Consider the following 24,189-nt stretch of genomic DNA (forward strand, 5'->3'; position numbering starts at 1 on the left):
CCTAAAGACAAGGTTTTCGGACCTTGTCTTTTTTGTTGAACAATTTATTAAAATTTCACTAAAAAAGGTCTATACCATTTACAAATTGTTTTGAAAGGTTTATAATGTAATTGACATAATAAATACTAGATTATTTCTTAAGGGGGTTATCATTATGCCTAAGTATATTAAAGCTGATCAATTTTTCTATCCACATGGTATTCGTCGTGGAGGTTATTTGGAACTTATTGATGGTAAATTTGGTAAGCATGTTGAAGAGATTTCTGAGGATGCTGAAATTTTAGATTATTCTGGTTATAGCATCGCACCTGGTCTTGTTGATACACACATTCATGGTTTTGGTGGTGTCGATGTTATGGATAATAATATTGAAGGGACTCTTCATACGATGAGTGAAGGTCTTCTTAGCACAGGTGTTACTAGTTTCCTACCAACTACACTAACTTCATCATACGAACAATTGCTGGCTGTTACTGAAAACATTGGTGCACGCTATCAAGAAGCATCTGGTGCTAAGATTCGTGGTATCTATTTTGAAGGGCCATATTTTACTGAGGAATTTAAAGGAGCTCAAAACCCTGCTTACATGAAAGATCCTCGTATGGATGAGTTTCGTGCATGGCAGAAGGCTGCTAATGGTCTTCTTAATAAAATTGCTCTTGCACCTGAACGTGATGGGGTTGAGGACTTTGTACGTACTATTACTGGTGAAGGTGTAACTGTTGCTCTTGGTCACTCTAATGCTACCTTTGATGAAGCTAAAAAAGCTGTTGATGCCGGGGCTAGTGTTTGGGTTCATGCCTATAATGGAATGCGTGGTTTAACACACCGCGAACTTGGTATGGTTGGTGCCATGTATGAGTTACCACACACTTATGCAGAATTGATTTGTGATGGTCATCACGTGGATCCTAAGGCTTGCGAAATTCTTCTTAAACAAAAGGGAACTGAAAATATTGCCCTTATCACTGACTGTATGACAGCAGGTGGTTTGCAAGATGGAGATTATATGTTAGGTGAATTTCCGGTTGTAGTTGCAAATGGGACTGCTCGCCTTAAATCTACAGGTAACTTGGCAGGTTCCATTCTCAAACTTAAAGATGGTTTGAAAAATGTCGTTGAGTGGGGAATCGCAAATCCTCATGAAGCAGTCATGATGGCTAGTCTAAATCCAGCTAAATCAGTTCATATCGATGATGTCTGTGGACAAATTCGTGAAGGCTACGATGCAGACTTTATCGTGTTAGATAAAGATTTGGAATTAGTAGCAACTTATCTAGATGGTGAAAAACGTTATCAAGCATAATTTCTAAAGAAGAAACTAGTTTAGTTTCTTCTTTTTTTAAATAAATTTGTTATTTTTTTCACAAATTACTTGATTTTTTAAATGAAAAGGCTTACAATTATGATATAAATAATACAAATAAAAAAGCGGAGGATTGCTTATGAAAGCTTATACTTACGTTAAACCAGGCCTTGCGTCATTTGTTGATGTAGACAAACCAGTTATTCGCAAGCCAACAGATGCTATTGTGCGTATCGTTAAGACTACCATTTGTGGTACAGACCTTCATATTATTAAAGGGGATGTTCCTGCTTGTAAGAGTGGAACTATCCTAGGACATGAAGGAATTGGTATTGTAGAGGAAGTCGGAGCAGGAGTTTCAAACTTCAAAAAGGGTGATAAGGTTTTGATTTCTTGCGTTTGTGCATGTGGCAAGTGTTACTATTGTAAAAAAGGAATCTATGCTCACTGTGAAGACGAAGGTGGATGGATTTTTGGACATTTGATCGACGGTATGCAAGCAGAATATCTTCGTGTGCCTCATGCTGATAATACTCTTTATCATACTCCAGCTGACTTGTCTGATGAAGCTTTGGTTATGTTATCTGATATCTTGCCAACTGGTTATGAAATTGGTGTCTTAAAAGGGAAAGTTGAGCCTGGTTGTAGTGTAGCTATCGTTGGTTCAGGGCCAGTCGGATTAGCAGCTCTTTTGACGGCACAATTCTATTCACCAGCTAAATTGATAATGGTGGACCTAGACGATAACCGTCTGGATACTGCAGTTTCTTTCGGTGCTACTCATAAGATTAATTCTTCAGACCCTGAAAAAGCAATTCAAGAAATTTATGATTTGACAGATGGTCGAGGTGTGGATGTTGCTATAGAAGCTGTTGGTATTCCTGCAACGTTTGATCTCTGCCAAAAGATTATCGGTGTAGATGGAACAGTAGCCAACTGTGGTGTGCATGGTAAACCAGTTCAGTTTGATTTGGACACTCTTTGGATTCGTAACATTAATGTTACTACTGGATTGGTTTCTACCAATACAACTCCTCAGCTTTTGAAAGCCTTAGAAAGTCATAAAATTGAACCTGAAAAATTGGTAACTCATTATTTCAAACTTAGTGAAATTGAAAAGGCCTATGAAGTGTTTAGTAAGGCTGCTGATCATCATGCGATTAAAGTGATCATTGAAAACGATATTTCAGAAGGTTAATCTTGTTTTAAATCCAGTTATTCGTTTTTGAATAGCTGGATTTTTTGAAAATGTTATATAATTCGTGAAAATGAGCAAAATTCTTTCATTGTTCTTAAAATTTCGCTATAATATACGGTACAAAGGAAGTTAAACTATGTATCGAGTTATAAAAATGTACGGAGATTTTGAACCGTGGTGGTTTATAGAAGGCTGGGAAGACGACGTCATTGCGAGCAAAACATTTGATAACTATTATGACGCCTTGAAATATTATAAGTCTTGTTGGTTTGAGTTAGAAAAGGAAATTCCCCTTTACAAAAGTAGAGGAGACTTGATGACTATTTTTTGGGATCCAGAAGATAAACGCTGGTGTGAAGAATGCGATGAATTTCTTCAGCAATATCATTCCTTGGCTTTGTTGGAGGGTGGTCAAGTCATTCCTGATGAAAAATTTAGACCTGGTTACGAAAAGCAGACTGGTTTAGAAATCCACCGTACTTGTCGCATCAAAAAAGAAGAAACAACTTTTTAATGAAGTTGTTTCTTCTTTTTTTATATTTTCTTCGAATAATAAGAATGAGGAGGAAGATATGGTACAAACACTTGCACAAGAATTGATTACACTGGCCAAAAAACAAGGAGCTCAGGACATCTATTTTGTTCCTAAAGAAAAGATTTATGAGCTACATATGCGAGTTGGAGATGAGAGACATTTGATTAACACCTATGACTTTGAAAAGTTGGGGGCTGTCATTAGTCATTTTAAGTTTATTGCGGGGATGAACGTTGGAGAAAAACGCCGTAGTCAGCTTGGTTCCTGTGATTATCAGCATGGAGATAAGGTTTCTTCATTACGCTTATCGACGGTGGGAGATTATCGTGGTCATGAGAGTCTAGTAATCCGGCTTTTGCATGATCAAGAACAAGAGTTGCGCTTCTGGTTTCAGGACCTTATAGAACTGGAAAAGGGCTTTAGGCAACGCGGGCTTTATCTTTTTGCAGGCCCCGTAGGAAGCGGCAAAACTACTTTGATGCATGAATTAGCCAAGTCATTGTTTAAGGGACAACAGGTCATGTCCATTGAAGATCCGGTTGAGATTAAGCAAGAAGCAATGCTACAATTACAGCTCAATGAAGCTATCGGACTTAGCTATGAGAACTTGATCAAACTTTCCCTACGACATCGTCCAGATCTTTTAATCATTGGAGAAATTCGAGATAGCGAAACAGCCCGTGCCGTTGTACGAGCTAGTCTGACAGGTGCCACGGTATTCTCGACAATCCATGCCAAGAGTGTTCGTGGGGTTTATGAGCGCCTTTTAGAACTTGGTGTCAGTGAAGATGAACTGGCAGTAGTTTTACAAGGTGTTTGTTACCAGAGACTAATCGCAGGAGGAGGAATTATTGATTTTGCAAACGAAGATTACCAAGAACACCAGGCAGAAAAGTGGAATGGACAAATTGACCAGCTTCTTAAAGAAGGACATATCACTGCCTTTCAAGCTGAAACGGAGAAAATTAGCTACCAGTAAGCAGAAGAAAATCATCACTCTCTTTAACAATTTGTTCTCGAGTGGTTTTCACTTGGTAGAGATCATTTCCTTTCTAGATAGAAGTCTCTTGTTGGAAAAGGAATATGTATCGCAGATGCGTCTAGGACTCTCGCAGGGAAAATCCTTTTCGGAAATGATGGGGACTTTAGGTTTTTCAAGTTCAATTGTCACGCAACTTTCCTTGGCTGAAGTTCATGGGAACCTTCATTTGAGTTTAGGGAAAATTGAAGAGTATTTAGATAATCTTGCTAAGGTCAAGAAGAAGTTAATTGAAGTTGCGACCTATCCAATCATATTGTTAGCTTTCTTACTGCTCATTATGTTGGGGTTGCGAAATTATCTCTTGCCCCAACTGGATAGTAGTAACATAGCTACCTTAGTGATTAGTAACCTACCACAGATTTTTCTTGGACTTACTCTGGCGCTAGGTCTCGTATCTTTAACAGGACTGATATTCTACAGAAAATCTAGGAAGATAAAAGTCTTTTCTTTTCTAGCTAGAATTCCCTTTCTAGGTGTATTTGTTCAGTATTATCTGACGGCCTATTATGCTCGAGAATGGGGAAATATGATTGGACAAGGTTTAGAGTTGTCACAGATTTTCCAGATGATGCAGGAGCAAGGCAATCCTCTTTTTAAGGAAATCGGACATGATTTATCCCTGTCCTTGCAAAATGGGCATGAATTTTCTATGGTTGTGCAGGATTATCCTTTTTTTAGAAGAGAGTTGGGATTAATCATTGAATATGGAGAGATCAAATCCAAGTTGGGAAGCGAATTGGAAATCTATGCAGAAAAAACGTGGGAATCCTTCTTTACCCGAGTTAATCGTACGATGAACTTAGTTCAACCACTGGTCTTTATTTTTGTAGCTCTGCTAATCGTTTTATTGTACGCAGCTATGTTGCTGCCTATGTATCAAAATATGGAGGTAAATTTTTAGATGAAAAAAATGTTGATGAAATTAAAAGAAGCCAAGGCAAAAGCTTTTACACTGGTAGAAATGTTGGTGGTGTTGCTTATCATTAGCGTCCTACTCTTACTTTTTGTACCAAATCTTACTAAGCAAAAGGATGCAGTCAATGACAAGGGTAAAGCAGCAGTCGTCAAGGTGGTAGAAAGCCAAGCCGAACTCTATACTCTAGATAAAAATGAGGATGCTAGTCTAAGTAAACTTCAGGCAGATGGACGCATCACTGCTGAGCAAGCAAAAGCCTATAAGGAATATCATGCAAAACAAAAGACAAATCAAACAGTTGCGGATTAGGGCTTTTACTATGTTCGAAAGTTTATTGGTCTTAGGGATAGTCAGTCTGTTAGCCTTGGGTTTGTCAAGTTCAGTTCAGTCCACTTTTGCGGCTGTGGAAGAGCAAATTTTCTTTATGGAGTTTGAGGAACTTTATCGGGAAACTCAGAAGCGAAGTCTGGCTAGTCAGCAGAAGATGAACTTAATGCTAGAAGAGAGAAGTATTGGGAATGGCTATCAGAAATTGGCCATCCCTAAAGGCATTCAATTGCAGTCTAATCAGTCAATTACCTTTGATAAGGCTGGAGGGAATTCGTCTCTAGCTAGCGTGAGATTTCAAACAAGGAAAGAAGTGGTTCGCTACCAACTATATCTAGGAAATGGAAAGATTAAACGTATTCAAGAAGCAAAAAATTAAGGCGGTTATTTTACTAGAGGCAGTGATTTCGCTAGCCATTTTTGCAAGTATTGCAACCCTCTTGCTGGGACAAATTCAAGAAAGTAGAAAAAGAGAAGTAGAACTTCTAAAACAGGAAGAAGTTTTGCGAGTGGCTCGTATGGCGTTGCAGACTGGACAAAAGCAGTTAACTGTCAATGGCCTTACAGTTCATGTTGTCTCGAATGAGCGAGGTTTGGAGGTGTATCATGGAACTGAAAAATTACTGGCGATTCAAGATAAGTAGAGTCAGAGCTTTTACACTTTTAGAATCCCTGGTTGTTCTTATTGTGATTAGTGGGAGTTTACTTCTTTTTCAATCTATGAGCCAACTCTTGGTTTCAGAAGTTCGCTACCAGCAGAAAAGTGAGCAAAAAGAATGGCTCTTATTTGTGGATCAGCTGGAAGCAGAGCTGAATCGAGCCCAATTTGAAAAAGTAGAGAATGATAGACTTTACCTCAAACAGGATGGGAACCCCATTTCCATGGGAAAATCAAAGTCAAATGATTTTCGAAAAACAGATGCCAGTGGACGTGGCTACCAGCCGATGGTTTACGGTCTGAAATCAGCTCATATTTACCAAAAAGGGCAAAATGTTCATTTTAATTTTCAGTTTGAAAAGGGACTAGAGAGGGAGTTCATCTATCGTGTGGAAAAAGAAAAAAGTTAGAGCTGGAGTTCTCCTTTACGCGATCACTGTTGCTGGAATTTTTAGTCTCTTGTTACAGTTTTATCTGAATCGACAAGTGGCTCATCATCAGGATTATGCACTCAATAAAGAAAAACTCCTTGCCCTTGCAATGGCTAAGAGAACCTATGAAAAAGCTAGTTCTGAGAGTGGTCAGCAGTCATTTAATGCAGGAAAGGCAACTTATCGTAATGACCAAAAGAGATTTATAGCGATTGTTGACACCGGGAAAAATCAATTTGAATTTCGTTTTCCACCTTTGAAAAAGACCGACGATAAGACGAAGAAAACAGAAAAAAAGTCAAAAGAAGAAAGCGAGAAGAAAAAAGAAGAGGTTAAAAAAGAGGCCACCGAACCATCTAAAGTTGCTCCTTCTAAGAATGATAAGACATAGATTATCAGATTTGTAAAATCTAGTTTAAGTGGTGATGTTGGACTCAGTGGGTTAGGACAAGGCTTTTGCACGAAATCATGCTATAATAGATACATATGGAGGACGGAAAATGTCAAGTGTAAAATTGTATCTAGTGCGTCATGGAAAAACAATGTTTAATACGATTGGGCGTGCTCAAGGCTGGAGTGATACTCCCTTAACAGCTGAAGGTGAGCGAGGTATTCATGAATTGGGAATTGGCTTGCGTGAATCAGGCTTAAAGTTTGAGCGTGCTTACTCGAGTGACTCAGGGAGGACCATTCAGACTATGGGAATTATCCTTGAGGAACTAGGTCTGACAGGTCAAATTCCTTATCGTATGGATAAGCGAATCCGTGAATGGTGCTTTGGTAGTTTTGATGGTGCTTATGATGGAGACCTTTTTATGGGGATCATTCCTCGTATTTTTAATGTCGATCATGTGCATCGTTTATCCTACGCGGAGCTAGCTGAAGGCTTGGTAGAAGTGGATACAGCAGGCTGGGCTGAAGGCTGGGAAAAACTAAGTGGTCGTATCTGGGAAGGTTTTGAAGCCATTGCCAAGGAAATGGAAGCTAATGGGGGAGGAAATGCTCTCGTAGTCAGCCATGGAATGACTATTGGAACCATTGTTTATTTAATCAACGGAATGCATCCGCATGGCCTTGATAATGGAAGTGTGACGATTCTCGAGTACCAAGATGGTCAGTTCTCAGTCAAGATTGTTGGGGACCGTAGCTACCGTGAAATTGGACGAGCTAAACTAGAAGAGCAAGCTAGTTCAGAACAATAAAAATTCGGTTCTCAATTAGAAGATTTTTAAACGATTTTATAGAATGCTGATGTCGTCATTGTACAAGCTTGTATGAGCTGAGTGCTTTGACAATAGCATTCTTTTTTGTTAGAATAGCATCAACATGAAAGCATAATAAGGGACTGACAGAGTTGTCGTTCCCTTTTGTCTATCTTAGAAGGGGGAAATATGCTGTTTCAGAAAATAAAAGCCTATAAATGGCAGGCTCTGGCTTCCTTAATTATGACAGGTCTAATGGTAACGAGTTCACTCTTGCAACCACGTTATTTGCAGAAAGTTTTAGAGGCACTGCTAACAGGTGATAATGCAGCTATTTATCATATTGGTTTTTGGTTAATCCTTGTTGCCTTGATTGGTTTGATTGCAGGTGGCATCAATGTTGTGTTAGCCGCCTACATTGCTCAAGGAGTCTCGTCAGACTTACGGGAAGATGCCTTTCGTAAGATTCAAACTTTTTCATACGCCAATATTGAGGAATTTAACGCAGGGAATCTTGTTGTTCGTATGACCAATGACATCAACCAGATTCAAAACGTAGTCATGATGACCTTCCAAATCCTCTTTCGACTACCGCTTTTATTTATCGGTTCCTTTATATTAGCAGTTGTCACCTTACCTTCTCTGTGGTGGGTGCTGGTACTCATGGTCGTTCTGATTGTTGCTATGACGGGGCTTATGATGGGAATGATGGGACCTCGCTTTGCAAAATTTCAGACCTTACTTGAGCGTATCAATGCCATTGCAAAAGAAAATTTACGTGGTGTGCGCGTGGTCAAATCTTTTGTTCGAGAGAAAGATCAGTTTAATAAGTTTACGCAAGTGTCAGATGAATTGCTGGGAGAAAACCTCTATATCGGTTATGCTTTTTCTATTGTTCAACCTGCAATGATGTTGATTTCTTACGGTGCTGTCTTTCTTTCAATCTGGCTTGTAGCAGGTATGGCAGAGTCAGATCCATCAGTGGTTGGTTCCATTGCTTCCTTCGTGAATTATCTGAGTCAGATTATCTTTACTATCGTTATGGTCGGATTTTTGGGGAATTCAGTCACTCGTGCCATGATTTCCCTTCGTCGTATTCGTGAAATCCTGGATACAGAACCGGCTATGACTTTCAAGGATGTGGAAGATGAAGAATTGGAAGGAAGTCTCAGTTTTGAAAATGTAACCTTCACCTATCCAAATGATGAAGAACCTATCCTAAAAGATGTATCTTTCGATATTGCAGCTGGTGAGATGGTTGGGGTTGTCGGAGCAACTGGTGCAGGTAAATCAACCTTGGCTCAGTTGATTCCACGACTGTTTGATCCTCAGCAAGGTTCGATCAAAATTGGTGGAAAGGACATTCGTACAGTTAGTGAAGGGACACTTCGCAAGACAGTCTCTATCGTTCTACAAAGAGCCATTCTCTTTAGTGGAACCATCGCAGATAATCTCAGACAAGGAAAGGGAGATGCGACAGTTTCAGAAATGGAACGCGCAGCTCGTATTGCCCAAGCGAGTGAATTTATTAGTCGCATGGAATTGGCTTTTGAAAGTCCGGTTGAGGAACGTGGAACTAACTTTTCTGGTGGACAAAAACAAAGAATGTCCATTGCGCGTGGGATTGTCAGCAATCCTAAGATATTGATTTTCGATGATTCAACCTCCGCCCTTGATGCCAAATCAGAACGTTTGGTCCAAGAAGCCCTCAACAAGGATTTGAAGGGGACGACTACGATTATCATCGCGCAAAAGATTAGCTCTGTTGTTCATGCTGATAAAATTTTAGTGCTTGACCAAGGGCGTTTGATTGGTCAAGGTAAGCATGCTGACTTGGTTGCAACAAACCCAGTTTATCGTGAAATTTATGAAACGCAAAAAGGAAAGGAGGAGTAGGATGAAGACATTTGAATTTTTTTGGAACTATTTTAAAGTTTACAAGATATCCTTTATCGTTGTCATTGCTATGATTATCATTGCAACGGTAGCACAAGCCCTCTTTCCAGTATTTGCAGGTCAAACAGTCACAGAGCTGGCTAATTTGGTTATAGCCTATCAAAATGGAAATCCCGATATGGTTTGGCAAAGTCTATTGGGACTCTTGATTAATCTTGCTTATATTTTGATAGTTTTAGTAGTTTCTAGTCTCATCTATATGGTCTTGATGAGTCGCATTATTGCCGAATCTACAAATGAGATGCGTAAGGGACTTTTTGGCAAGCTTTCTCGCTTGACAGTTTCTTTCTTTGACCGCCATCAAGATGGTGATATCCTGTCACGTTTTACTAGTGATTTGGATAATATTCTCCAAGCTTTTAATGAAAGCCTTGTGTCTGTCATGACCAATATTGCCCTTTATATTGGCTTGCTGATTGTCATGTTCGCAAAAAATGTCACCTTAGCTTTAATCACAATTGCCAGCACTCCAATAGCTGTTATCATGTTGTTCTTTATCCTGAAGCTAGCGCGGAAATATACAAACCTCCAACAAAAGGAAGTTGGGAAGCTCAATGCTTATATGGATGAGAGTATCTCTGGACAAAAAGCCGTTATTGTTCAAGGCATTCAAGAAGATGTGATTGCTGGTTTTGTCGAGCAGAATGAACGGGTTCGAAAAGCCACTTTCAAGGGAAGAATGTTCTCAGGAATTCTTTTCCCTGTTATGAACGGGATGAGCTTGGTCAATACAGCAGTAGTTATTTTTGTTGGTTCAGCTGTCTTACTGAATGATAAGAACATCGAGACAGCAACTGCACTTGGTTTGATTGTCATGTTTACTCAGTTTTCGCAACAGTATTACCAGCCCATTATCCAATTAGCGGCGAGTTGGGGAAGTTTGCAACTGGCCTTTACAGGTGCAGACCGTATCCAAGAAATGTTTGATGCAGAAGAAGAAATTCGTCCTCAAGATGCTCCAATTTTTAACGAATTAAAAGAGGGTGTGGAGATTCGTAACGTAGACTTCTCCTACCTGCCAGGAAAACCCATTTTGAAAGATGTCAGCATCTCAGCTCCAAAAGGGAAAATGATTGCGGTAGTTGGTCCGACAGGTTCAGGGAAAACAACCATCATGAACCTCATCAATCGTTTTTATGATGTGGATGCAGGTAGTATCAGCTTTGATGGAACAGATATTCGCGAGTTTGATTTAGATAGTTTGCGAAGTAAGGTAGGAATTGTTTTACAGGATTCTGTTTTATTTAGTGGAACCATTCGAGACAATATTCGATTTGGTGTCCCAGATGCCAGTCAGGAAATGGTTGAAGCAGCAGCCAAGGCTACGCATATCCATGAATATATCGAAAGCTTGCCAGATAAGTATGATACTTTGATTAATGATGACCAGAGCGTCTTCTCAACCGGTCAAAAGCAGCTGATTTCTATTGCCCGTACCTTGATGACAGATCCACAGGTTTTAATCTTGGATGAGGCAACATCAAACGTTGATACTGTGACAGAAAGCAAGATTCAAAATGCCATGGAAGCTATTGTGGCAGGAAGAACTAGTTTTGTCATTGCTCACCGCTTAAAAACCATTCTCAACGCCGATCAGATTATTGTCCTCAAGGACGGTGAGGTTATCGAACAAGGAAATCATCACGAATTACTCAAGCTTGGAGGTTTTTACTCCGAACTGTACCATAATCAATTTGTCTTTGAATAATACTCTTCGAATATCTCTTCAAACCACGTCAGCGTCCCCTTGCCGTACTCAAGTATAGCCTGCGGCTAGCTTCCTAGTTTGCTCTTTGATTTTCATTGAGTATAAGCAAAAAAGTTGTCCTAGTATGGGACAACTTTTTCTGATAAAAAAAATTTATCACGGACTTAAAAAAAACATATTAGACAGGTGTGGGGAAGGATGGTAAGATAAGATTATCAATAGAAAACGAAAGGAAATCAGTAATGGCAAGAACAGTTGTTGGAGTTGCGGCAAATCTATGTCCCGTGGACGCAGAAGGAAAAAATATTCATTCATCTGTCTCTTGTAAATTCGCTGAGAGTATTCGTCAGGTTGGCGGACTTCCTTTGGTGATTCCAGTTGGTGATGAGTCAGTTGTTCGTGATTATGTAGAAATGATTGATAAGCTCATCTTGACTGGAGGGCAAAATGTCCATCCTCAGTTTTATGGTGAAGAAAAAACGATTGATAGCGATGATTATAACCTAGCTAGAGATGAGTTTGAGTTGGCACTTTTACAAGAGGCCCTACGTCAGAACAAACCAATTTTAGCCATTTGCCGTGGTGTTCAACTGGTTAACGTTGCCTTTGGCGGTACGCTCAATCAGGAGATTGAAGGTCATTGGCAAGGCCTACCTTTTGGGACTTCACATTCTATTGAGACAGTAGATGGCAGTGTAGTGTCTAAATTATTTGGTAAAGCAAGTCAAGTTAATTCAGTCCACCGTCAGAGCATTAAAGACTTAGCTCCAAATTTCCGCGTAACAGCAGTAGATCCACGTGACCAAACTGTTGAAGCAATCGAATCTATCGACGAACACCGTATTATTGGTCTCCAGTGGCATCCAGAATTCTTGGTCAATGAAGAAGATGGCAACTTAGAATTATTTGAGTATTTATTGAATGAATTGTAACGACTAGAAACCTAGTCGTTTTTTTATTCGTTGTTTACGAATATTTATAGAGCTGTATTTTTACGCAAACGTTTGAATTGTGATAAAAATTGGAAATTTTTAGTATAAAAACTTGAAAAAATTGTTAGTAAGCGTTATGATAGAAAGGAAGAAATTTTGGAGGAATACTATGTCACATATTAAATTTGATTATTCAAAAGTATTAGACAAATTTGTTGCACCACATGAAGTGGAGTACATGCAAGCACAAGTTACAGCAGCAGACGAATTGATCCGTAAAGGAACTGGTGCTGGTAGCGACTTCTTGGGTTGGTTGGACCTTCCTGAGAACTACGACCGCGAAGAATTTGACCGCATCTTGAAAGCTGCTGAACAAATCAAATCAGACAGCGAAGTCTTGGTTGTTATCGGTATCGGTGGATCATACCTTGGAGCTAAAGCAGCCATTGACTTCTTGAACCACCACTTTGCAAACTTGCAAACAAAAGAAGAACGCAAAGCGCCACAAATCCTTTACGCTGGAAACTCAATCTCATCAACTTACCTTGCTGACTTGGTAGAGTACGTTTCAGATAAAGACTTCTCAGTAAACGTGATTTCTAAATCAGGTACAACAACTGAACCAGCCATCGCTTTCCGTGTCTTCAAAGAACTCTTGGTTAAGAAATACGGTCAAGAAGAAGCTAACAAACGTATCTATGCAACAACTGACCGCCAAAAAGGTGCTGTTAAAGTTGAAGCAGATGCTAACGGTTGGGAAACTTTTGTAGTTCCAGATGATATCGGTGGACGCTTTTCAGTATTGACAGCAGTTGGATTGCTTCCAATCGCTGCATCAGGTGCAGATATCAAAGCCCTTATGGAAGGTGCTAATGCTGCTCGTAAAGATTACACATCAGACAAACTTTCAGAAAACGAAGCTTACCAATACGCTGCAGTTCGTAACATCCTTTACCGTAAAGGATATGCTACTGAAATCTTGGTAAACTACGAGCCATCACTTCAATACTTCTCAGAATGGTGGAAACAATTGGCTGGTGAGTCAGAAGGGAAAGACCAAAAAGGTATTTACCCAACTTCAGCTAACTTCTCAACAGACTTGCACTCATTGGGTCAATTTATCCAAGAAGGAACTCGTATCATGTTTGAAACAGTTGTCCGTGTGGACAAACCACGTAAGAACGTGATCATCCCTACTTTGGAAGAAGACCTTGACGGACTTGGTTACCTTCAAGGAAAAGACGTTGACTTCGTTAACAAAAAAGCGACTGACGGTGTTCTTCTTGCCCACACTGACGGTGACGTACCAAACATGTATGTGACTCTTCCTGAGCAAGATGCCTTCACTCTTGGCTACACAATCTACTTCTTCGAATTGGCCATTGCCCTTTCAGGTTACTTGAATGCAATCAATCCATTTGACCAACCAGGTGTTGAAGCATACAAACGTAACATGTTTGCCCTTCTTGGTAAACCAGGATTTGAAGAATTGAGCAAAGAACTCAACGCTCGTCTATAATAGAGCTGAAAAGAGTGGTTTTACCACTCTTTTTGCTTTTTCTCGAAAAGAGAAATTGGACTCTGGCACGACTTGTGATATAATATAGAGAGCAAAAAGGCAGACGCCTAGAGACTATATAGGAGAAGATATGTCAAAAGATATTCGTGTGCGTTATGCACCAAGTCCAACAGGACTACTACACATCGGAAATGCCCGTACAGCATTGTTTAACTACTTGTATGCACGCCACCATGGTGGAACTTTTATCATCCGTATCGAGGATACTGACCGTAAGCGCCACGTCGAAGACGGAGAACGTTCACAGCTTGAAAACCTTCGTTGGTTGGGCATGGATTGGGATGAAAGTCCAGAAACTCATGAAAACTACCGACAATCAGAGCGTTTGGAACTCTATCAAAAATATATCGACCAATTGCTTGCTGAAGGGAAAGCCTACAAATCTTACGTCACTGAAGAAGAATTGGCAGCTGAACGTGAACGCCAAGAAGCAGCTGGTGAAACACCTCGTTACATTAACGAATACCTTGGTATGAGCGAGGAAGAAAAAGTAGCTTATGTTGCAGAACGTGAAGCCGCAGGTATTATCCCAACTGTTCGTTTGGCAGTTAATGAATCTGGTATCTATAAGTGGCATGATATGGTCAAAGGTGATATCGAATTTGAAGGTGGCAATATCGGTGGGGACTGGGTTATCCAAAAGAAAGATGGCTACCCAACTTACAACTTTGCCGTTGTCATCGATGACCACGACATGCAAATCTCTCACGTCATTCGTGGAGACGACCACATTGCTAACACACCAAAACAGCTTATGGTTTATGAAGCACTCGGATGGGAAGCGCCAGAATTTGGTCATATGACCTTGATTATCAACTCTGAAACTGGTAAGAAGTTGTCTAAACGTGATACCAATACTCTTCAGTTCATCGAAGACTACCGTAAGAAGGGCTACCTGCCAGAAGCAGTCTTTAACTTTATCGCTCTTCTTGGTTGGAACCCTGGTGGGGAAGACGAAATCTTCTCTCGCGAAGAACTGATCAAACTTTTTGATGAAAACCGCCTTAGCAAGTCTCCAGCAGCTTTCGACCAAAAGAAAATGGACTGGATGAGCAATGAGTATATCAAGAATGCGGATCTTGCGACCATCTTTGAAATGGCCAAACCATTCCTCGAAGCAGCAGGACGCTTGACAGATAAGGCAGAAAAATTGGTGGAACTCTACAAACCACAAATGAAGTCAGTGGATGAAATCGTTCCATTGACAGACCTCTTCTTCTCAGACTTCCCAGAATTGACAGAAGCTGAGAAAGAAGTCATGGCTGGTGAAACGGTGCCAACTGTACTTGAAGCCTTCAAAGCCAAACTTGAAGCTATGTCAGAAGATGAGTTTGTGGTAGAAAATATCTTCCCACAAATCAAAGCAGTCCAAAAAGAAACAGGTATCAAAGGGAAGAATCTCTTCATGCCAATCCGTATCGCCGTTTCAGGTGAAATGCATGGTCCTGAATTGCCAGATACCATCTACTTGCTTGGACGTGAAAAATCAATTCAACACATTGAAAAAATGTTGGCTGAAATTGCGAAATAATCTTACGAAATTAAATTTCGTTCTAGATATTTGTAGAAGTAAAAACCGAGAGAATCACCTGGTTCTCTCTTTTTTATTGCCAAAGCAGAATCATATTCAATTAATACTCTTCGAAAATCTCTTCAAACCACGTCAGCTTTATCTGCAACCTCAAAGCCGTGCTTTGAGCAACCTGCGGCTAGCTTCCTAGTTTGCTCTTTGATTTTCATTGAGTATAAATTTTTAAGTGACGCTTTAAAAAGAGTTCTTTTTATATGTACTTATTTGAAAATGCAAAAGTTTTAGTGTATAATACTAAGTGACAGGGCAAGGGAAAGAAGTCAGTGATATGGTAAAATTCTTTACAAACAGACTCGAATTAGCCCAGACATCGTCTATGTTGTTTGTTGAGTCGACTTATTTTTTCTTTGCGTTTTGCTGGACACAGGAAGAAATTCATGAGTTCATGCAACTATCATCCATAACGATGCCTTCGTTTTCGATTCGAAGTTTATATGCGAGACTTTAGATTTAGATGTATATCTTACTAGAGGTGCATATTTTTCTCTTTCTTCTCCCAAAAATAGAAAGAAATCGACCTTGCTCTGTTTACCTTGCGTTAAGCAAGGTTTTTTTGTGGAATAGTAGTGGGCGATTTACGATTTTTCTATCAAGTGGTATAATATTAACTATCCTGATGAATTGAGGAAATCAAATGAAAGAATTTAACAAATCAATCAAATTAGAGCATGTGGCTTATGATATTCGTGGACCAGTTCTTGAGGAAGCCATGCGTATGCGAGCAAATGGAGAAAAAATCCTCCGTTTGAATACAGGGAACCCAGCTGAGTTTGGTTTTACCGCACCAGATGAGGTTATCCATGATTTGATTATGAATGCGCGTGATAGTGAAGGTTATTCAGATTCAAAAGGTATCTTTTCAGCCCGCAAAGCTATTATGCAGTACTGTCAGCTCAAAAAATTTCCAAATGTAGGTATTGATGATATCTATCTTGGAAATGGTGTTAGTGAGCTGATTGTTATGTCCATGCAAGGTCTCTTGGACAATGGCGATGAAGTCTTGGTTCCAATGCCTGACTACCCACTTTGGACAGCTGCAGTTAGCTTGGCTGGAGGAAATGCCGTTCACTACGTCTGTGATGAAGAAGCTGAATGGTATCCAGACCTAGATGACATTAAGTCTAAGATTAGTTCAAATACTAAGGCTATCGTTTTGATCAATCCAAATAATCCAACGGGAGCCCTCTATCCCAAAGAACTCTTGTTAGATATTATTGAGATTGCTCGTCAAAATGACTTGATTATCTTTGCGGATGAAATCTACGACCGTATGGTTATGGATGGCAATGTCCACACACCAGTAGCTAGTTTGGCTCCAGACCTTTTCTGTGTCAGCATGAATGGTTTGTCTAAATCTCACCGTATCGCTGGTTTTCGTGTGGGTTGGATGGTCTTGTCTGGACCTAAACATCATGTAAAGGGATATATTGAAGGTCTCAACATGCTTTCAAACATGCGCCTTTGTTCCAACGTCTTGGCTCAACAGGTTGTTCAAACTTCACTCGGTGGTCACCAATCGGTGGACGAATTACTCTTACCAGGTGGTCGTATCTACGAGCAAAGAAACTTCATTTATAATGCCATTCAAGATATCCCAGGTTTGTCCGCTGTTAAGCCAAAAGCAGGACTGTATATCTTCCCTAAAATTGACCGCAATATGTATCGTATCGATGATGATGAACAGTTTGTTCTTGATTTCTTGAAGCAAGAAAAAGTGCTTTTGGTTCATGGACGAGGCTTTAACTGGAAAGAACCAGATCACTTCCGTATCGTTTATCTGCCACGCGTAGATGAGTTAGCCCAAATCCAAGAAAAGATGACTCGTTTCTTGAAGCAGTATCGTAGATAAGGCTTTCATAGCAAAAAAGCTGGAAACATTTGCCAGAGCTATTGACAAATGCGAAAGAATCAGATAGAATAGTAAAGTATGTTTAGTAACTGATCACTTTATAGCCGGCTAAACGAATACAAAATCTATGAGGAGGTATTCATCGTGAAACGTACTTATCAACCAAGTAAACTACGTCGTGCGCGCAAACACGGATTCCGTAACCGTATGTCAACTAAAAACGGTCGTCGCGTATTGGCAGCTCGTCGTCGTAAAGGACGCAAAGTTTTGGCTGCATAATCCAAACGAATTCAACAAAGAAGTCAGTAGGAACTCGAGTCTACTGACTTTTCTGTTGCCTAAAAAAGTGAATTTTCTAAAATACCTTTTTTAGAATAAAAACTTCAGCAGATGTATTGGAAAGACAGCATATAGAAAAAAGCTCAAAATCAGAAGGTGAATTTCTGATTTTGAGCTTTTCTTTATTCTTTCAAATGATAAGAGTAGCTGGCAACGACGACATCTTCGTGCCATCTGAGAGCATATTTTAATTTGAGGCTCATTTGATTGTGTAGGATATTTTGCCAAGGTTTGTTAGGGATAAATTGGGGTACTAGAACTGTAACCGTGTAGTTCTTTTTCTTAGCTTCTTGAGAGATTTTTCGAACATAGCGAACTGTAGGAGTGATGATATCTCGATAGCTAGTATTAATGTTTTTTAGAGTGATATTTGGGAAGTAGTCGGCAAATTCTTGGAGGATTTCTTGGTCTTTTTCCTCCGTTTCCTTGGTGGAAATGTGCATGGCCAAAACTTCATCTCCAATGCTTTGAGCGTAGTTAATAGCACCAACGCTGACTCGAGTAACATTTCCTACTAAGACAAGGACGACATTGCCATCGTAGGTTTTCTTTTGAATTCCTTCATAAAGTCGAAGCTGTTTGGCCACTTTTTGGTAATGACTGTGGATAGACAAAAAGAGGAAGGTTAGGACCAGGATGATTGGGAAGAAGGGCCAGATATCTCCAAGTCTGAAGAAGAGTAGGATAAGAACGATAGCGTAACAAATGATAGCGCCGAGGATATTTGCGAAGGCAGACTTTAAGAAATGAGAGCCTTTTTCCTTTTTCCAGTGGCGAATCATCCCTGTTTGAGAAAGGGCAAAAGGAACAAAAACTCCGATAGTATAAAGAGGAATCAAGCGTTCTGTATTTCCGTTGAAAATGAGCAGAAGGATCATAGCGCCAAAGGCTAAGGTCAAAATACCGTTTGAATAACCAAGGCGGTCTCCTTTTTCCATAAAGAGATGGGGCATGTATTTGTTCTTAGCCATATTGTAAGCCAACATTGGAAAGGCAGAAAAACCAGTATTTGCAGCAACGGCTAGGATGAGAGCTGTTGAAAATTGGAAGAGATAATAAACAATCTGACCGAGAGCTGAATCTCCTAAAATTCCTTTAGCCATTTGTGAGAGGATTGTTTCTCCGTGTTGAGGTGTAATTCCCATCCAGTAATTTAAGAAGGTAATCCCTGCAAAGAGAAATCCAAGAATAAGAGACATGATGGTCAATGTCTGAGCTGCGTTTTTCTCTTTGGGAGTCTTGAAAAATGGAACAGCATTTGAGATAGCTTCAACCCCAGTTAGTGATGCCGAACCGCTGGTAAAGGCTCTTAAAATCAGGACGATTGAGAGACTCGGGACAGTTTGACCAATTGCAGAAGTTGCATGATAGCTGAGAGAACCAGTCAATAGTTGGAAGATACCAAACAATAAGAGGAAGACCGTGCTAAAGATAAAGAGATAGACAGGGATCATCAGAGAACTAGCAGATTCCCTCAAGCCTCGCAGATTCAAAAGCATGAGTAAACAGACCAAAAAAATGGAGATGTGGAGGTTGTAGGGATGGAGAGCAGGAAGTGCTGCTGTGATCGCATCCGCCCCTGCGGCCACGGATACGGCTACTGTTAGCATATAATCAACAAGCAAGCTTCCACCGGCAATCAAACCGAGCTCAGGAGAAAGATTTTCTCGTGTTACCATATAGGCACCCCCACCTTGAGGGTAGGCGTGAATGATTTGTCGGTAAGAAATGGTTAGACTAGCAAGTAGCAAGAGGACAAAAATGCCGATAGGAAGACTCCACCAAATAGCGAGGGGAGAAAGACTAGCCAAGACAAGGACGACCTGCTCAGGTCCATAGGCGATAGATGAAAGGGCATCGCTTGAGAGCATTGCAAGTGCCTGTGTTTTTCCAAGTAGCCCTCCTTCGCCTTCAGTTAAGGACTTGAGAGGACGACCGATAAAGGTATATTTAAGTTTTGTAAACATTTTCTTTCCTTTTTTGAAATTTTCAACAAGAGCTATTATACTGCTATGAAAATAAGTCGTCAAGAAAAAGTGAGTGATTTTAAAATATTTTTTCCTATAAGGATGAGACTAGTTTTTTGGTATAATAGAAGGTAGAAAAAACGAGGGAATATACATGATTTTTGATACACATACCCACTTGAATGTGGAAGAATTTTCAGGAAGAGAAGCAGAAGAAATAGCCTTAGCGGCTGAAATGGGTGTGACTCGGATGAATATCGTTGGATTTGATAAACCAACCATTGAACGTGCCTTAGAATTGGTGGAAGAATATGACCAACTCTATGCGACGATTGGATGGCATCCTACAGAAGCAGGAGATTATACAGAGGATGTTGAGAAATACCTGTTGGAAAAACTAAAACATCCCAAAGTTGTTGCCTTGGGTGAGATTGGTTTGGACTATCACTGGATGACAGCGCCTAAAGAAGTTCAAGAGAAGGTTTTCCGTCGTCAGATTCAGCTATCTAAGGAACTGGACTTGCCTTTTGTGGTTCACACTCGTGATGCGCTAGAAGATACCTATGAGATTATAAAGAGTGAGGGAGTTGGTCCCCGTGGTGGCATCATGCATTCCTTCTCTGGTACCCTGGAGTGGGCTGAGAAGTTTGTGGATCTGGGTATGACCATTTCCTTTTCTGGGGTGGTGACTTTCAAGAAGGCAACAGATATTCAGGAGGCAGCCAAAGAATTACCTTTGAATAAGATTTTGGTAGAGACAGATGCCCCTTATCTAGCCCCGGTACCCAAGCGTGGTCGTGAAAACAAGACAGCTTACACGCGCTATGTAGTAGACTTTATTGCAGACTTACGTGGTCTGACGACAGAAGAAATAGCTGCTGCGACCAGTGCAAATGCGGAACGAATTTTTGGACTGGAAAGTAAATTATGAAAAAGAAAATTTCCCAAGTCATCGTAGTCGAAGGACGTGATGATACGGCCAATCTCAAACGTTATTTTGATGTGGAGACCTATGAGACTCGTGGTTCAGCTATCAATGAGCAGGACCTTGAACGAATCCAACGTCTACACCAACGTCACGGAGTGATTGTCTTTACAGATCCTGACTTTAATGGGGAACGCATTCGTCGGATGATTATGACGGCCATTCCGACAGTTCAACACGCTTTTCTCAAACGTGATGAGGCTGTTCCTAAGTCCAAGACCAAAGGACGTTCCCTAGGAATCGAACATGGCAGTTATGAAGATTTAAAAACAGCGCTGGAACAAGTCACAGAGCAGTTTGAAGCAGAAAGTGACTTTGACATTAGCCGTAGTGACTTGATTCGATTAGGGTTTCTAGCTGGAGCAGACAGCCGAAAACGCAGAGAATATCTAGGAGAAAGCCTTCGTATTGGTTATTCCAATGGCAAACAGCTCCTCAAGCGTTTGGAATTGTTTGGTGTCAGTTTAGCTGAAGTTGAAGATGCCATGAAATCATATGAGAATTGAGAAACCGTCCCAAAATGTAGGGGGAATATGATACAATAGAAGTAATCATATACGGTTTAATCAGGCTTGATAGCAAGCATTAGAAAAGTGCTCCACGGGATTAGCCTTGTGTGGAGTTAATGAGGAAAAGTTATGGGAATCTTTGATTTTTTAAAAAAGACGGAAACTGCAGAGGCAGCTGAAATCACTGAAGCACAGAAAGAAACAGAAGAATCTAAAAACAATGCATGTATTGGAGTTCTAGATTTGTTCCCGATGAAGGAAACGAATCAATTATTGATTGTTGGGAGTTTAGAAGGTAGTCTGAATGTTGGGGATCAGTTACAGTTTTGCAATCCCGACCAAGGAATGGAAAGTCTTGGTAGTGTAGAGGTTAAAAAACTCAGCAGTCAAAACAAAGATGCAGATAGTCTAACTGATGAAGTTCTTGCCCATCTAGTGGTTGATAGGATTCCTTCTTTGGATAAACTGAAAAAAGGAAGTGTGCTCTTTAGTTCAGGTGTTGATGAAGAGCAAAAATTATCTAGCTATTCGGATGCTCTTTATCGTGCTTTTGTAGCCATCCAAGAGGGCCAGTTAACCAATGAGGATTATTTGGCAGCTAGCCTTGATGATAGCGTAGAGATTTTACGCCTCTTTTTATGGAAATGCCGTCAAAATCAGGAAACTGAAAGTGAAGAAAGCTATCAAGCTAACACCCGCAAGTTGGAGCGTCTAGCAGAAATTGTCAAGGATAAGTTGTTAGCAGCAGATTCAGTTTATGCAGTTTTTTCAGAAAAAACAGGCGAACCCTATCTTTTCTCAACGACCTATGACAGGGGAGAAGAGGGATACCTATGCACAGATCCCATGATCATGCTTTTGACACCATCTTGGTATCGCCAATTCAAAGAAACCATTGATAGCCGCCCAAACTCTGTCGTAAAACTGATTGAAAATACGGAAGATAAAAAAGGGATTGAGAACTTCCTTGGGACAGCCTTTTACTTAAATGGTGCCTTGGGAGCAATCTTTAATTCTAAGGAAGTTAGCATCAGTGCCTCGGCCTTGGTTCAAAAACCAGATTATTCTAATTTGCCAGAAATACAAGTTCCTGTAATGAATCCTGACCTAGTGAGATGGATGTTGTTGATGGGACAATTGGATAGCCCAACTACAGAAGATGAAGAAGTAATTTATAAGCTCTATTATAAGTTCTTTTCAGAAGCTATGCCGAAAGCTAAATTCCTAATTCCTCTAGATGCGGCTTCGGAATTTAAGGGCGATAGTCAGGAAGGAAATTCCTTCGTTTTAGAAAAAGATTCTAGTTTCAACATTCCGGTCAAAGAAGGAAAAAATGGCAGAAACTCTGTGCCGGTATTTACTGATTGGAAACGTCTGCGAATGGTCTTTGACGAAAAATGGAATGGCATGATTGAAGAAGCGGGAGGCATGATTGAAGTTTTTGACTATGCCATTAATCCAACGGAGTATTATGAAGCGGGTGCTTATGTTAGCCTAACAGCTTTTAAAGAGATGCAAGAGCTCAGTGAGGAACTAGAAGGCAGAGCTAAAGATTAGAGAGTTTCTTTACATTGGGAAACTATATAGTTTTATCTACATCCTACTTGAACCACTAACCTTTTTCAAAGATTGTGAAAGGAAATGATATGGCAAATAGAAGTTATATTTACTTAAAAAACGGAGATGAAGCTCGTATCTTAACAGAAGGCATCTACACGATACCTTATTTTTGGCAATTGTTTTGGGATGAAGAAGATTTAAAAGCTCCGATTGTTCTATGGAAAACAGCAGAAAAACTCGAAGAAGATGAAGAGCAGGCAGAAAGATTTTACCAAGAGCAGAATGTAGATATCTTGCTTTCTATTGAGAAATTCCAGCAGAATGCCCTCAAAAACCGATCTTTTTTAGAAGAAAATGCCCCGCAATCCGTGCAACTATATGATGACTTTGTCCGTTATATTCTTGCAAATGTCAAAGACGGTGATGTACTCGGATTTGATCTTTTAGATGTTGTTTTTATGGACCAAGTGTCTGTAGTCGCTGATAAACTGTTAAAAAATATACGGGCTATTCGGGAAAATCAACCCAAAGATTTAGATTTTTCTTTGACAGAAGAGAACTTAATTGGTCTTGCTATGGGCTTTCCTGACTATTATGCTTCAGAATTATTGCCAGAAGACAATATTCTAGATTCGGTTGCCTATCAGGATGAACTGAAGAAAACGAACCCCCAAGAAGATAAGAAAGTGCTTGATATGACTGGATCTGATTCAAAAGGGAACAAGTCTCGTGTTCTTTTAGTGTTTTGGATTTTGTTGGCACTAGGAATTATGTGGGTTTTATATATTATTTTTAGCTAATAAATAGAAAAGAGAATAAATGAGAATTGCAGATTATAGCGTGACCAAGGCAGTGCTGGAGCGTCACGGCTTTACTTTTAAAAAGTCCTTCGGACAAAATTTCTTGACCGATACCAATATCCTTCAAAAAATTGTTGATACGGCTGAAATTGATGACCAGGTCAATGTCATCGAAATCGGGCCTGGGATTGGTGCCTTGACGGAATTTTTGGCTGAGCGTGCAGCTGAAGTCATGGCCTTTGAGATTGACCACCGTTTGGTACCAATCCTAGCGGATACCTTGCGTGATTTTGACAATGTGACCGTAGTCAATGAGGACATTCTAAAAGTTGACCTAGCGAAACATATCCAGAATTTTAAAAACCCTGACCTGCCTATTAAGGTAGTAGCAAACTTGCCTTACTATATCACGACGCCTATTCTCATGCACTTGATTGAAAGTGGCATTCCTTTTAGTGAGTTTGTGGTTATGATGCAAAAAGAAGTGGCGGATCGTATCTCTGCTCAACCAAATACCAAGGCTTATGGTAGCTTGTCCATTGCAGTTCAGTATTATATGACAGCTAAGGTTGCCTTTATCGTGCCTCGTACGGTCTTTGTACCAGCACCCAACGTGGACTCAGCTATCCTGAAAATGGTGCGTCGTCCAGAACCGGCTGTAGCAGTAAAAGATGAGAACTTCTTCTTTAAGGTTTCCAAGGCTAGTTTCACCCATCGTCGTAAGACCTTGTGGAACAACTTGACAGGTTACTTTGGCAAGACTGAGGAAGTTAAGGATAAGTTGACTAGGGCTTTGGAC

24 protein-coding genes are annotated in these 24,189 nt (G+C 40.2%); 23 read left to right on the top strand and 1 reads right to left on the bottom strand.

All coding sequences use genetic code 11. The features are described 5' to 3' along the window. Positions 1 to 154 precede the first annotated feature (154 nt). From nagA to rpmH, 18 genes are all read left to right on the top strand, one after another. Positions 155 to 1,306: an N-acetylglucosamine-6-phosphate deacetylase gene (gene nagA / locus SINDD18_RS08130; RefSeq protein WP_045762732.1), complete on the top strand. Its 1,152-nt coding sequence runs from the start codon at positions 155 to 157 to the stop codon at positions 1,304 to 1,306. Between the two features lie 139 nt (positions 1,307 to 1,445). Further along, positions 1,446 to 2,504: a zinc-dependent alcohol dehydrogenase family protein gene (locus tag SINDD18_RS08135; protein ID WP_000649456.1), complete on the top strand. Its 1,059-nt coding sequence runs from the start codon at positions 1,446 to 1,448 to the stop codon at positions 2,502 to 2,504. Positions 2,505 to 2,640: 136 nt separating this feature from the next. Further along, positions 2,641 to 3,018 (top strand): DUF1033 family protein, encoded by a 378-nt coding sequence (locus SINDD18_RS08140; RefSeq protein ID WP_061863777.1) that lies wholly within the window; start codon positions 2,641 to 2,643, stop codon positions 3,016 to 3,018. A gap of 58 nt (positions 3,019 to 3,076) precedes the next feature. Beyond that, positions 3,077 to 4,018 (top strand): competence type IV pilus ATPase ComGA, encoded by a 942-nt coding sequence (gene comGA / locus SINDD18_RS08145; protein ID WP_061863778.1) that lies wholly within the window; start codon positions 3,077 to 3,079, stop codon positions 4,016 to 4,018. Next, positions 3,939 to 4,982 (top strand): competence type IV pilus assembly protein ComGB, encoded by a 1,044-nt coding sequence (comGB, locus tag SINDD18_RS08150; protein ID WP_081108292.1) that lies wholly within the window; start codon positions 3,939 to 3,941, stop codon positions 4,980 to 4,982. The genes comGA and comGB overlap by 80 nt, the downstream gene beginning before the upstream one ends. Continuing rightward, positions 4,983 to 5,306, top strand: a complete 324-nt coding sequence (comGC, locus tag SINDD18_RS08155) for a competence type IV pilus major pilin ComGC (protein WP_061863780.1) — start codon at positions 4,983 to 4,985, stop codon at positions 5,304 to 5,306. It begins immediately after the preceding gene. Next, a complete protein-coding gene (gene comGD, locus SINDD18_RS08160) occupies positions 5,269 to 5,703 on the top strand; it encodes a competence type IV pilus minor pilin ComGD (RefSeq protein WP_061863781.1) in 435 nt (144 codons plus the stop codon). The genes comGC and comGD overlap by 38 nt, the downstream gene beginning before the upstream one ends. Continuing rightward, positions 5,666 to 5,968, top strand: a complete 303-nt coding sequence (comGE, locus tag SINDD18_RS08165) for a competence type IV pilus minor pilin ComGE (RefSeq protein WP_024053803.1) — start codon at positions 5,666 to 5,668, stop codon at positions 5,966 to 5,968. The genes comGD and comGE overlap by 38 nt, the downstream gene beginning before the upstream one ends. Further along, positions 5,931 to 6,392 (top strand): competence type IV pilus minor pilin ComGF, encoded by a 462-nt coding sequence (comGF, locus tag SINDD18_RS08170; protein WP_061863782.1) that lies wholly within the window; start codon positions 5,931 to 5,933, stop codon positions 6,390 to 6,392. The genes comGE and comGF overlap by 38 nt, the downstream gene beginning before the upstream one ends. Continuing rightward, positions 6,370 to 6,804: a competence type IV pilus minor pilin ComGG gene (gene comGG, locus SINDD18_RS08175; protein ID WP_061863783.1), complete on the top strand. Its 435-nt coding sequence runs from the start codon at positions 6,370 to 6,372 to the stop codon at positions 6,802 to 6,804. The genes comGF and comGG overlap by 23 nt, the downstream gene beginning before the upstream one ends. Positions 6,805 to 6,913: 109 nt before the next feature. Beyond that, positions 6,914 to 7,615 carry a histidine phosphatase family protein gene (locus SINDD18_RS08180; protein WP_061863784.1) on the top strand — a complete coding sequence of 234 codons (702 nt, stop codon included), beginning with the start codon at positions 6,914 to 6,916 and terminating at the stop codon, positions 7,613 to 7,615. A 189-nt stretch (positions 7,616 to 7,804) separates the two neighbouring features. Next, the gene (locus tag SINDD18_RS08185) at positions 7,805 to 9,511 is read left to right on the top strand and encodes an ABC transporter ATP-binding protein (protein ID WP_061863785.1); all 1,707 of its coding nucleotides are present in this window, start codon (positions 7,805 to 7,807) and stop codon (positions 9,509 to 9,511) included. 1 nt (position 9,512) lies between these two features. After that, complete coding sequence (locus tag SINDD18_RS08190; RefSeq protein WP_061863786.1) at positions 9,513 to 11,279, top strand: ABC transporter ATP-binding protein; 1,767 nt, start codon at positions 9,513 to 9,515, stop codon at positions 11,277 to 11,279. Positions 11,280 to 11,521: 242 nt separating this feature from the next. Further along, positions 11,522 to 12,211: a gamma-glutamyl-gamma-aminobutyrate hydrolase family protein gene (locus SINDD18_RS08200; RefSeq protein WP_061863787.1), complete on the top strand. Its 690-nt coding sequence runs from the start codon at positions 11,522 to 11,524 to the stop codon at positions 12,209 to 12,211. Positions 12,212 to 12,380: 169 nt separating this feature from the next. Continuing rightward, on the top strand, positions 12,381 to 13,730 hold the full coding sequence (locus tag SINDD18_RS08205) for a glucose-6-phosphate isomerase (RefSeq protein ID WP_061863788.1): 1,350 nt from the start codon (positions 12,381 to 12,383) through the stop codon (positions 13,728 to 13,730). A 130-nt stretch (positions 13,731 to 13,860) separates the two neighbouring features. Further along, positions 13,861 to 15,321 carry a glutamate--tRNA ligase gene (gltX, locus tag SINDD18_RS08210; protein ID WP_061863789.1) on the top strand — a complete coding sequence of 487 codons (1,461 nt, stop codon included), beginning with the start codon at positions 13,861 to 13,863 and terminating at the stop codon, positions 15,319 to 15,321. A 694-nt stretch (positions 15,322 to 16,015) separates the two neighbouring features. Beyond that, positions 16,016 to 17,230 carry a pyridoxal phosphate-dependent aminotransferase gene (locus SINDD18_RS08215; protein ID WP_045762715.1) on the top strand — a complete coding sequence of 405 codons (1,215 nt, stop codon included), beginning with the start codon at positions 16,016 to 16,018 and terminating at the stop codon, positions 17,228 to 17,230. 144 nt (positions 17,231 to 17,374) lie between these two features. After that, a complete protein-coding gene (rpmH, locus tag SINDD18_RS08220; RefSeq protein ID WP_000831905.1) occupies positions 17,375 to 17,509 on the top strand; it encodes a 50S ribosomal protein L34 in 135 nt (44 codons plus the stop codon). Between the two features lie 182 nt (positions 17,510 to 17,691). Here the strand turns inward: rpmH and SINDD18_RS08225 are convergent, their stop codons facing one another. Beyond that, positions 17,692 to 19,536, bottom strand: a complete 1,845-nt coding sequence (locus SINDD18_RS08225; RefSeq protein ID WP_060956227.1) for an APC family permease — start codon at positions 19,534 to 19,536, stop codon at positions 17,692 to 17,694. A 154-nt stretch (positions 19,537 to 19,690) separates the two neighbouring features. On the opposite strand from SINDD18_RS08225, the gene SINDD18_RS08230 reads away from it, so the two are divergent. The 5 genes from SINDD18_RS08230 to rsmA form a co-directional block, all read left to right on the top strand. Continuing rightward, positions 19,691 to 20,467: a TatD family hydrolase gene (locus tag SINDD18_RS08230; protein WP_060956226.1), complete on the top strand. Its 777-nt coding sequence runs from the start codon at positions 19,691 to 19,693 to the stop codon at positions 20,465 to 20,467. Continuing rightward, positions 20,464 to 21,027 carry a ribonuclease M5 gene (gene rnmV / locus SINDD18_RS08235; RefSeq protein WP_060956225.1) on the top strand — a complete coding sequence of 188 codons (564 nt, stop codon included), beginning with the start codon at positions 20,464 to 20,466 and terminating at the stop codon, positions 21,025 to 21,027. Before SINDD18_RS08230 ends, rnmV begins: the two co-directional genes overlap by 4 nt. 132 nt (positions 21,028 to 21,159) lie before the next feature. Next, positions 21,160 to 22,587 (top strand): SseB family protein, encoded by a 1,428-nt coding sequence (locus SINDD18_RS08240; protein WP_060956224.1) that lies wholly within the window; start codon positions 21,160 to 21,162, stop codon positions 22,585 to 22,587. 89 nt (positions 22,588 to 22,676) lie between these two features. Continuing rightward, positions 22,677 to 23,390, top strand: coding sequence for a hypothetical protein (locus SINDD18_RS08245; protein WP_061863790.1), 714 nt, complete (start codon positions 22,677 to 22,679; stop codon positions 23,388 to 23,390). A 19-nt stretch (positions 23,391 to 23,409) separates the two neighbouring features. Then, the coding region (gene rsmA, locus SINDD18_RS08250) for a 16S rRNA (adenine(1518)-N(6)/adenine(1519)-N(6))-dimethyltransferase RsmA (protein WP_061863791.1) at positions 23,410 to 24,189 on the top strand (780 nt) is incomplete at its 3' end.

It is taken from the genome of Streptococcus infantis (genome assembly GCF_001579645.1).
GTDB lineage: Bacteria > Bacillota > Bacilli > Lactobacillales > Streptococcaceae > Streptococcus > Streptococcus infantis_E.

Bases quoted from the DNA above. Each gene is read 5' to 3' on its own strand.
- nagA (WP_045762732.1), top strand. From the start codon at position 155: ATGCCTAAGTATATTAAAGCTGATCAATTTTTCTATCCACATGGTATT.
- gltX (WP_061863789.1), top strand. From the start codon at position 13,861: ATGTCAAAAGATATTCGTGTGCGTTATGCACCAAGTCCAACAGGACTA.
- comGE (WP_024053803.1), top strand. From the start codon at position 5,666: ATGGAAAGATTAAACGTATTCAAGAAGCAAAAAATTAAGGCGGTTATT.
- comGA (WP_061863778.1), top strand. From the start codon at position 3,077: ATGGTACAAACACTTGCACAAGAATTGATTACACTGGCCAAAAAACAA.
- rnmV (WP_060956225.1), top strand. From the start codon at position 20,464: ATGAAAAAGAAAATTTCCCAAGTCATCGTAGTCGAAGGACGTGATGAT.
- SINDD18_RS08190 (WP_061863786.1), top strand. From the start codon at position 9,513: ATGAAGACATTTGAATTTTTTTGGAACTATTTTAAAGTTTACAAGATA.
- SINDD18_RS08140 (WP_061863777.1), top strand. From the start codon at position 2,641: ATGTATCGAGTTATAAAAATGTACGGAGATTTTGAACCGTGGTGGTTT.
- SINDD18_RS08230 (WP_060956226.1), top strand. From the start codon at position 19,691: ATGATTTTTGATACACATACCCACTTGAATGTGGAAGAATTTTCAGGA.
- comGC (WP_061863780.1), top strand. From the start codon at position 4,983: ATGAAAAAAATGTTGATGAAATTAAAAGAAGCCAAGGCAAAAGCTTTT.
- SINDD18_RS08205 (WP_061863788.1), top strand. From the start codon at position 12,381: ATGTCACATATTAAATTTGATTATTCAAAAGTATTAGACAAATTTGTT.
- SINDD18_RS08225 (WP_060956227.1), bottom strand. From the start codon at position 19,536: ATGTTTACAAAACTTAAATATACCTTTATCGGTCGTCCTCTCAAGTCC.
- SINDD18_RS08135 (WP_000649456.1), top strand. From the start codon at position 1,446: ATGAAAGCTTATACTTACGTTAAACCAGGCCTTGCGTCATTTGTTGAT.
- SINDD18_RS08215 (WP_045762715.1), top strand. From the start codon at position 16,016: ATGAAAGAATTTAACAAATCAATCAAATTAGAGCATGTGGCTTATGAT.
- comGD (WP_061863781.1), top strand. From the start codon at position 5,269: ATGCAAAACAAAAGACAAATCAAACAGTTGCGGATTAGGGCTTTTACT.
- comGF (WP_061863782.1), top strand. From the start codon at position 5,931: ATGGAACTGAAAAATTACTGGCGATTCAAGATAAGTAGAGTCAGAGCT.
- SINDD18_RS08240 (WP_060956224.1), top strand. From the start codon at position 21,160: ATGGGAATCTTTGATTTTTTAAAAAAGACGGAAACTGCAGAGGCAGCT.
- SINDD18_RS08185 (WP_061863785.1), top strand. From the start codon at position 7,805: ATGCTGTTTCAGAAAATAAAAGCCTATAAATGGCAGGCTCTGGCTTCC.
- comGB (WP_081108292.1), top strand. From the start codon at position 3,939: ATGGACAAATTGACCAGCTTCTTAAAGAAGGACATATCACTGCCTTTC.
- SINDD18_RS08245 (WP_061863790.1), top strand. From the start codon at position 22,677: ATGGCAAATAGAAGTTATATTTACTTAAAAAACGGAGATGAAGCTCGT.
- SINDD18_RS08180 (WP_061863784.1), top strand. From the start codon at position 6,914: ATGTCAAGTGTAAAATTGTATCTAGTGCGTCATGGAAAAACAATGTTT.
- SINDD18_RS08200 (WP_061863787.1), top strand. From the start codon at position 11,522: ATGGCAAGAACAGTTGTTGGAGTTGCGGCAAATCTATGTCCCGTGGAC.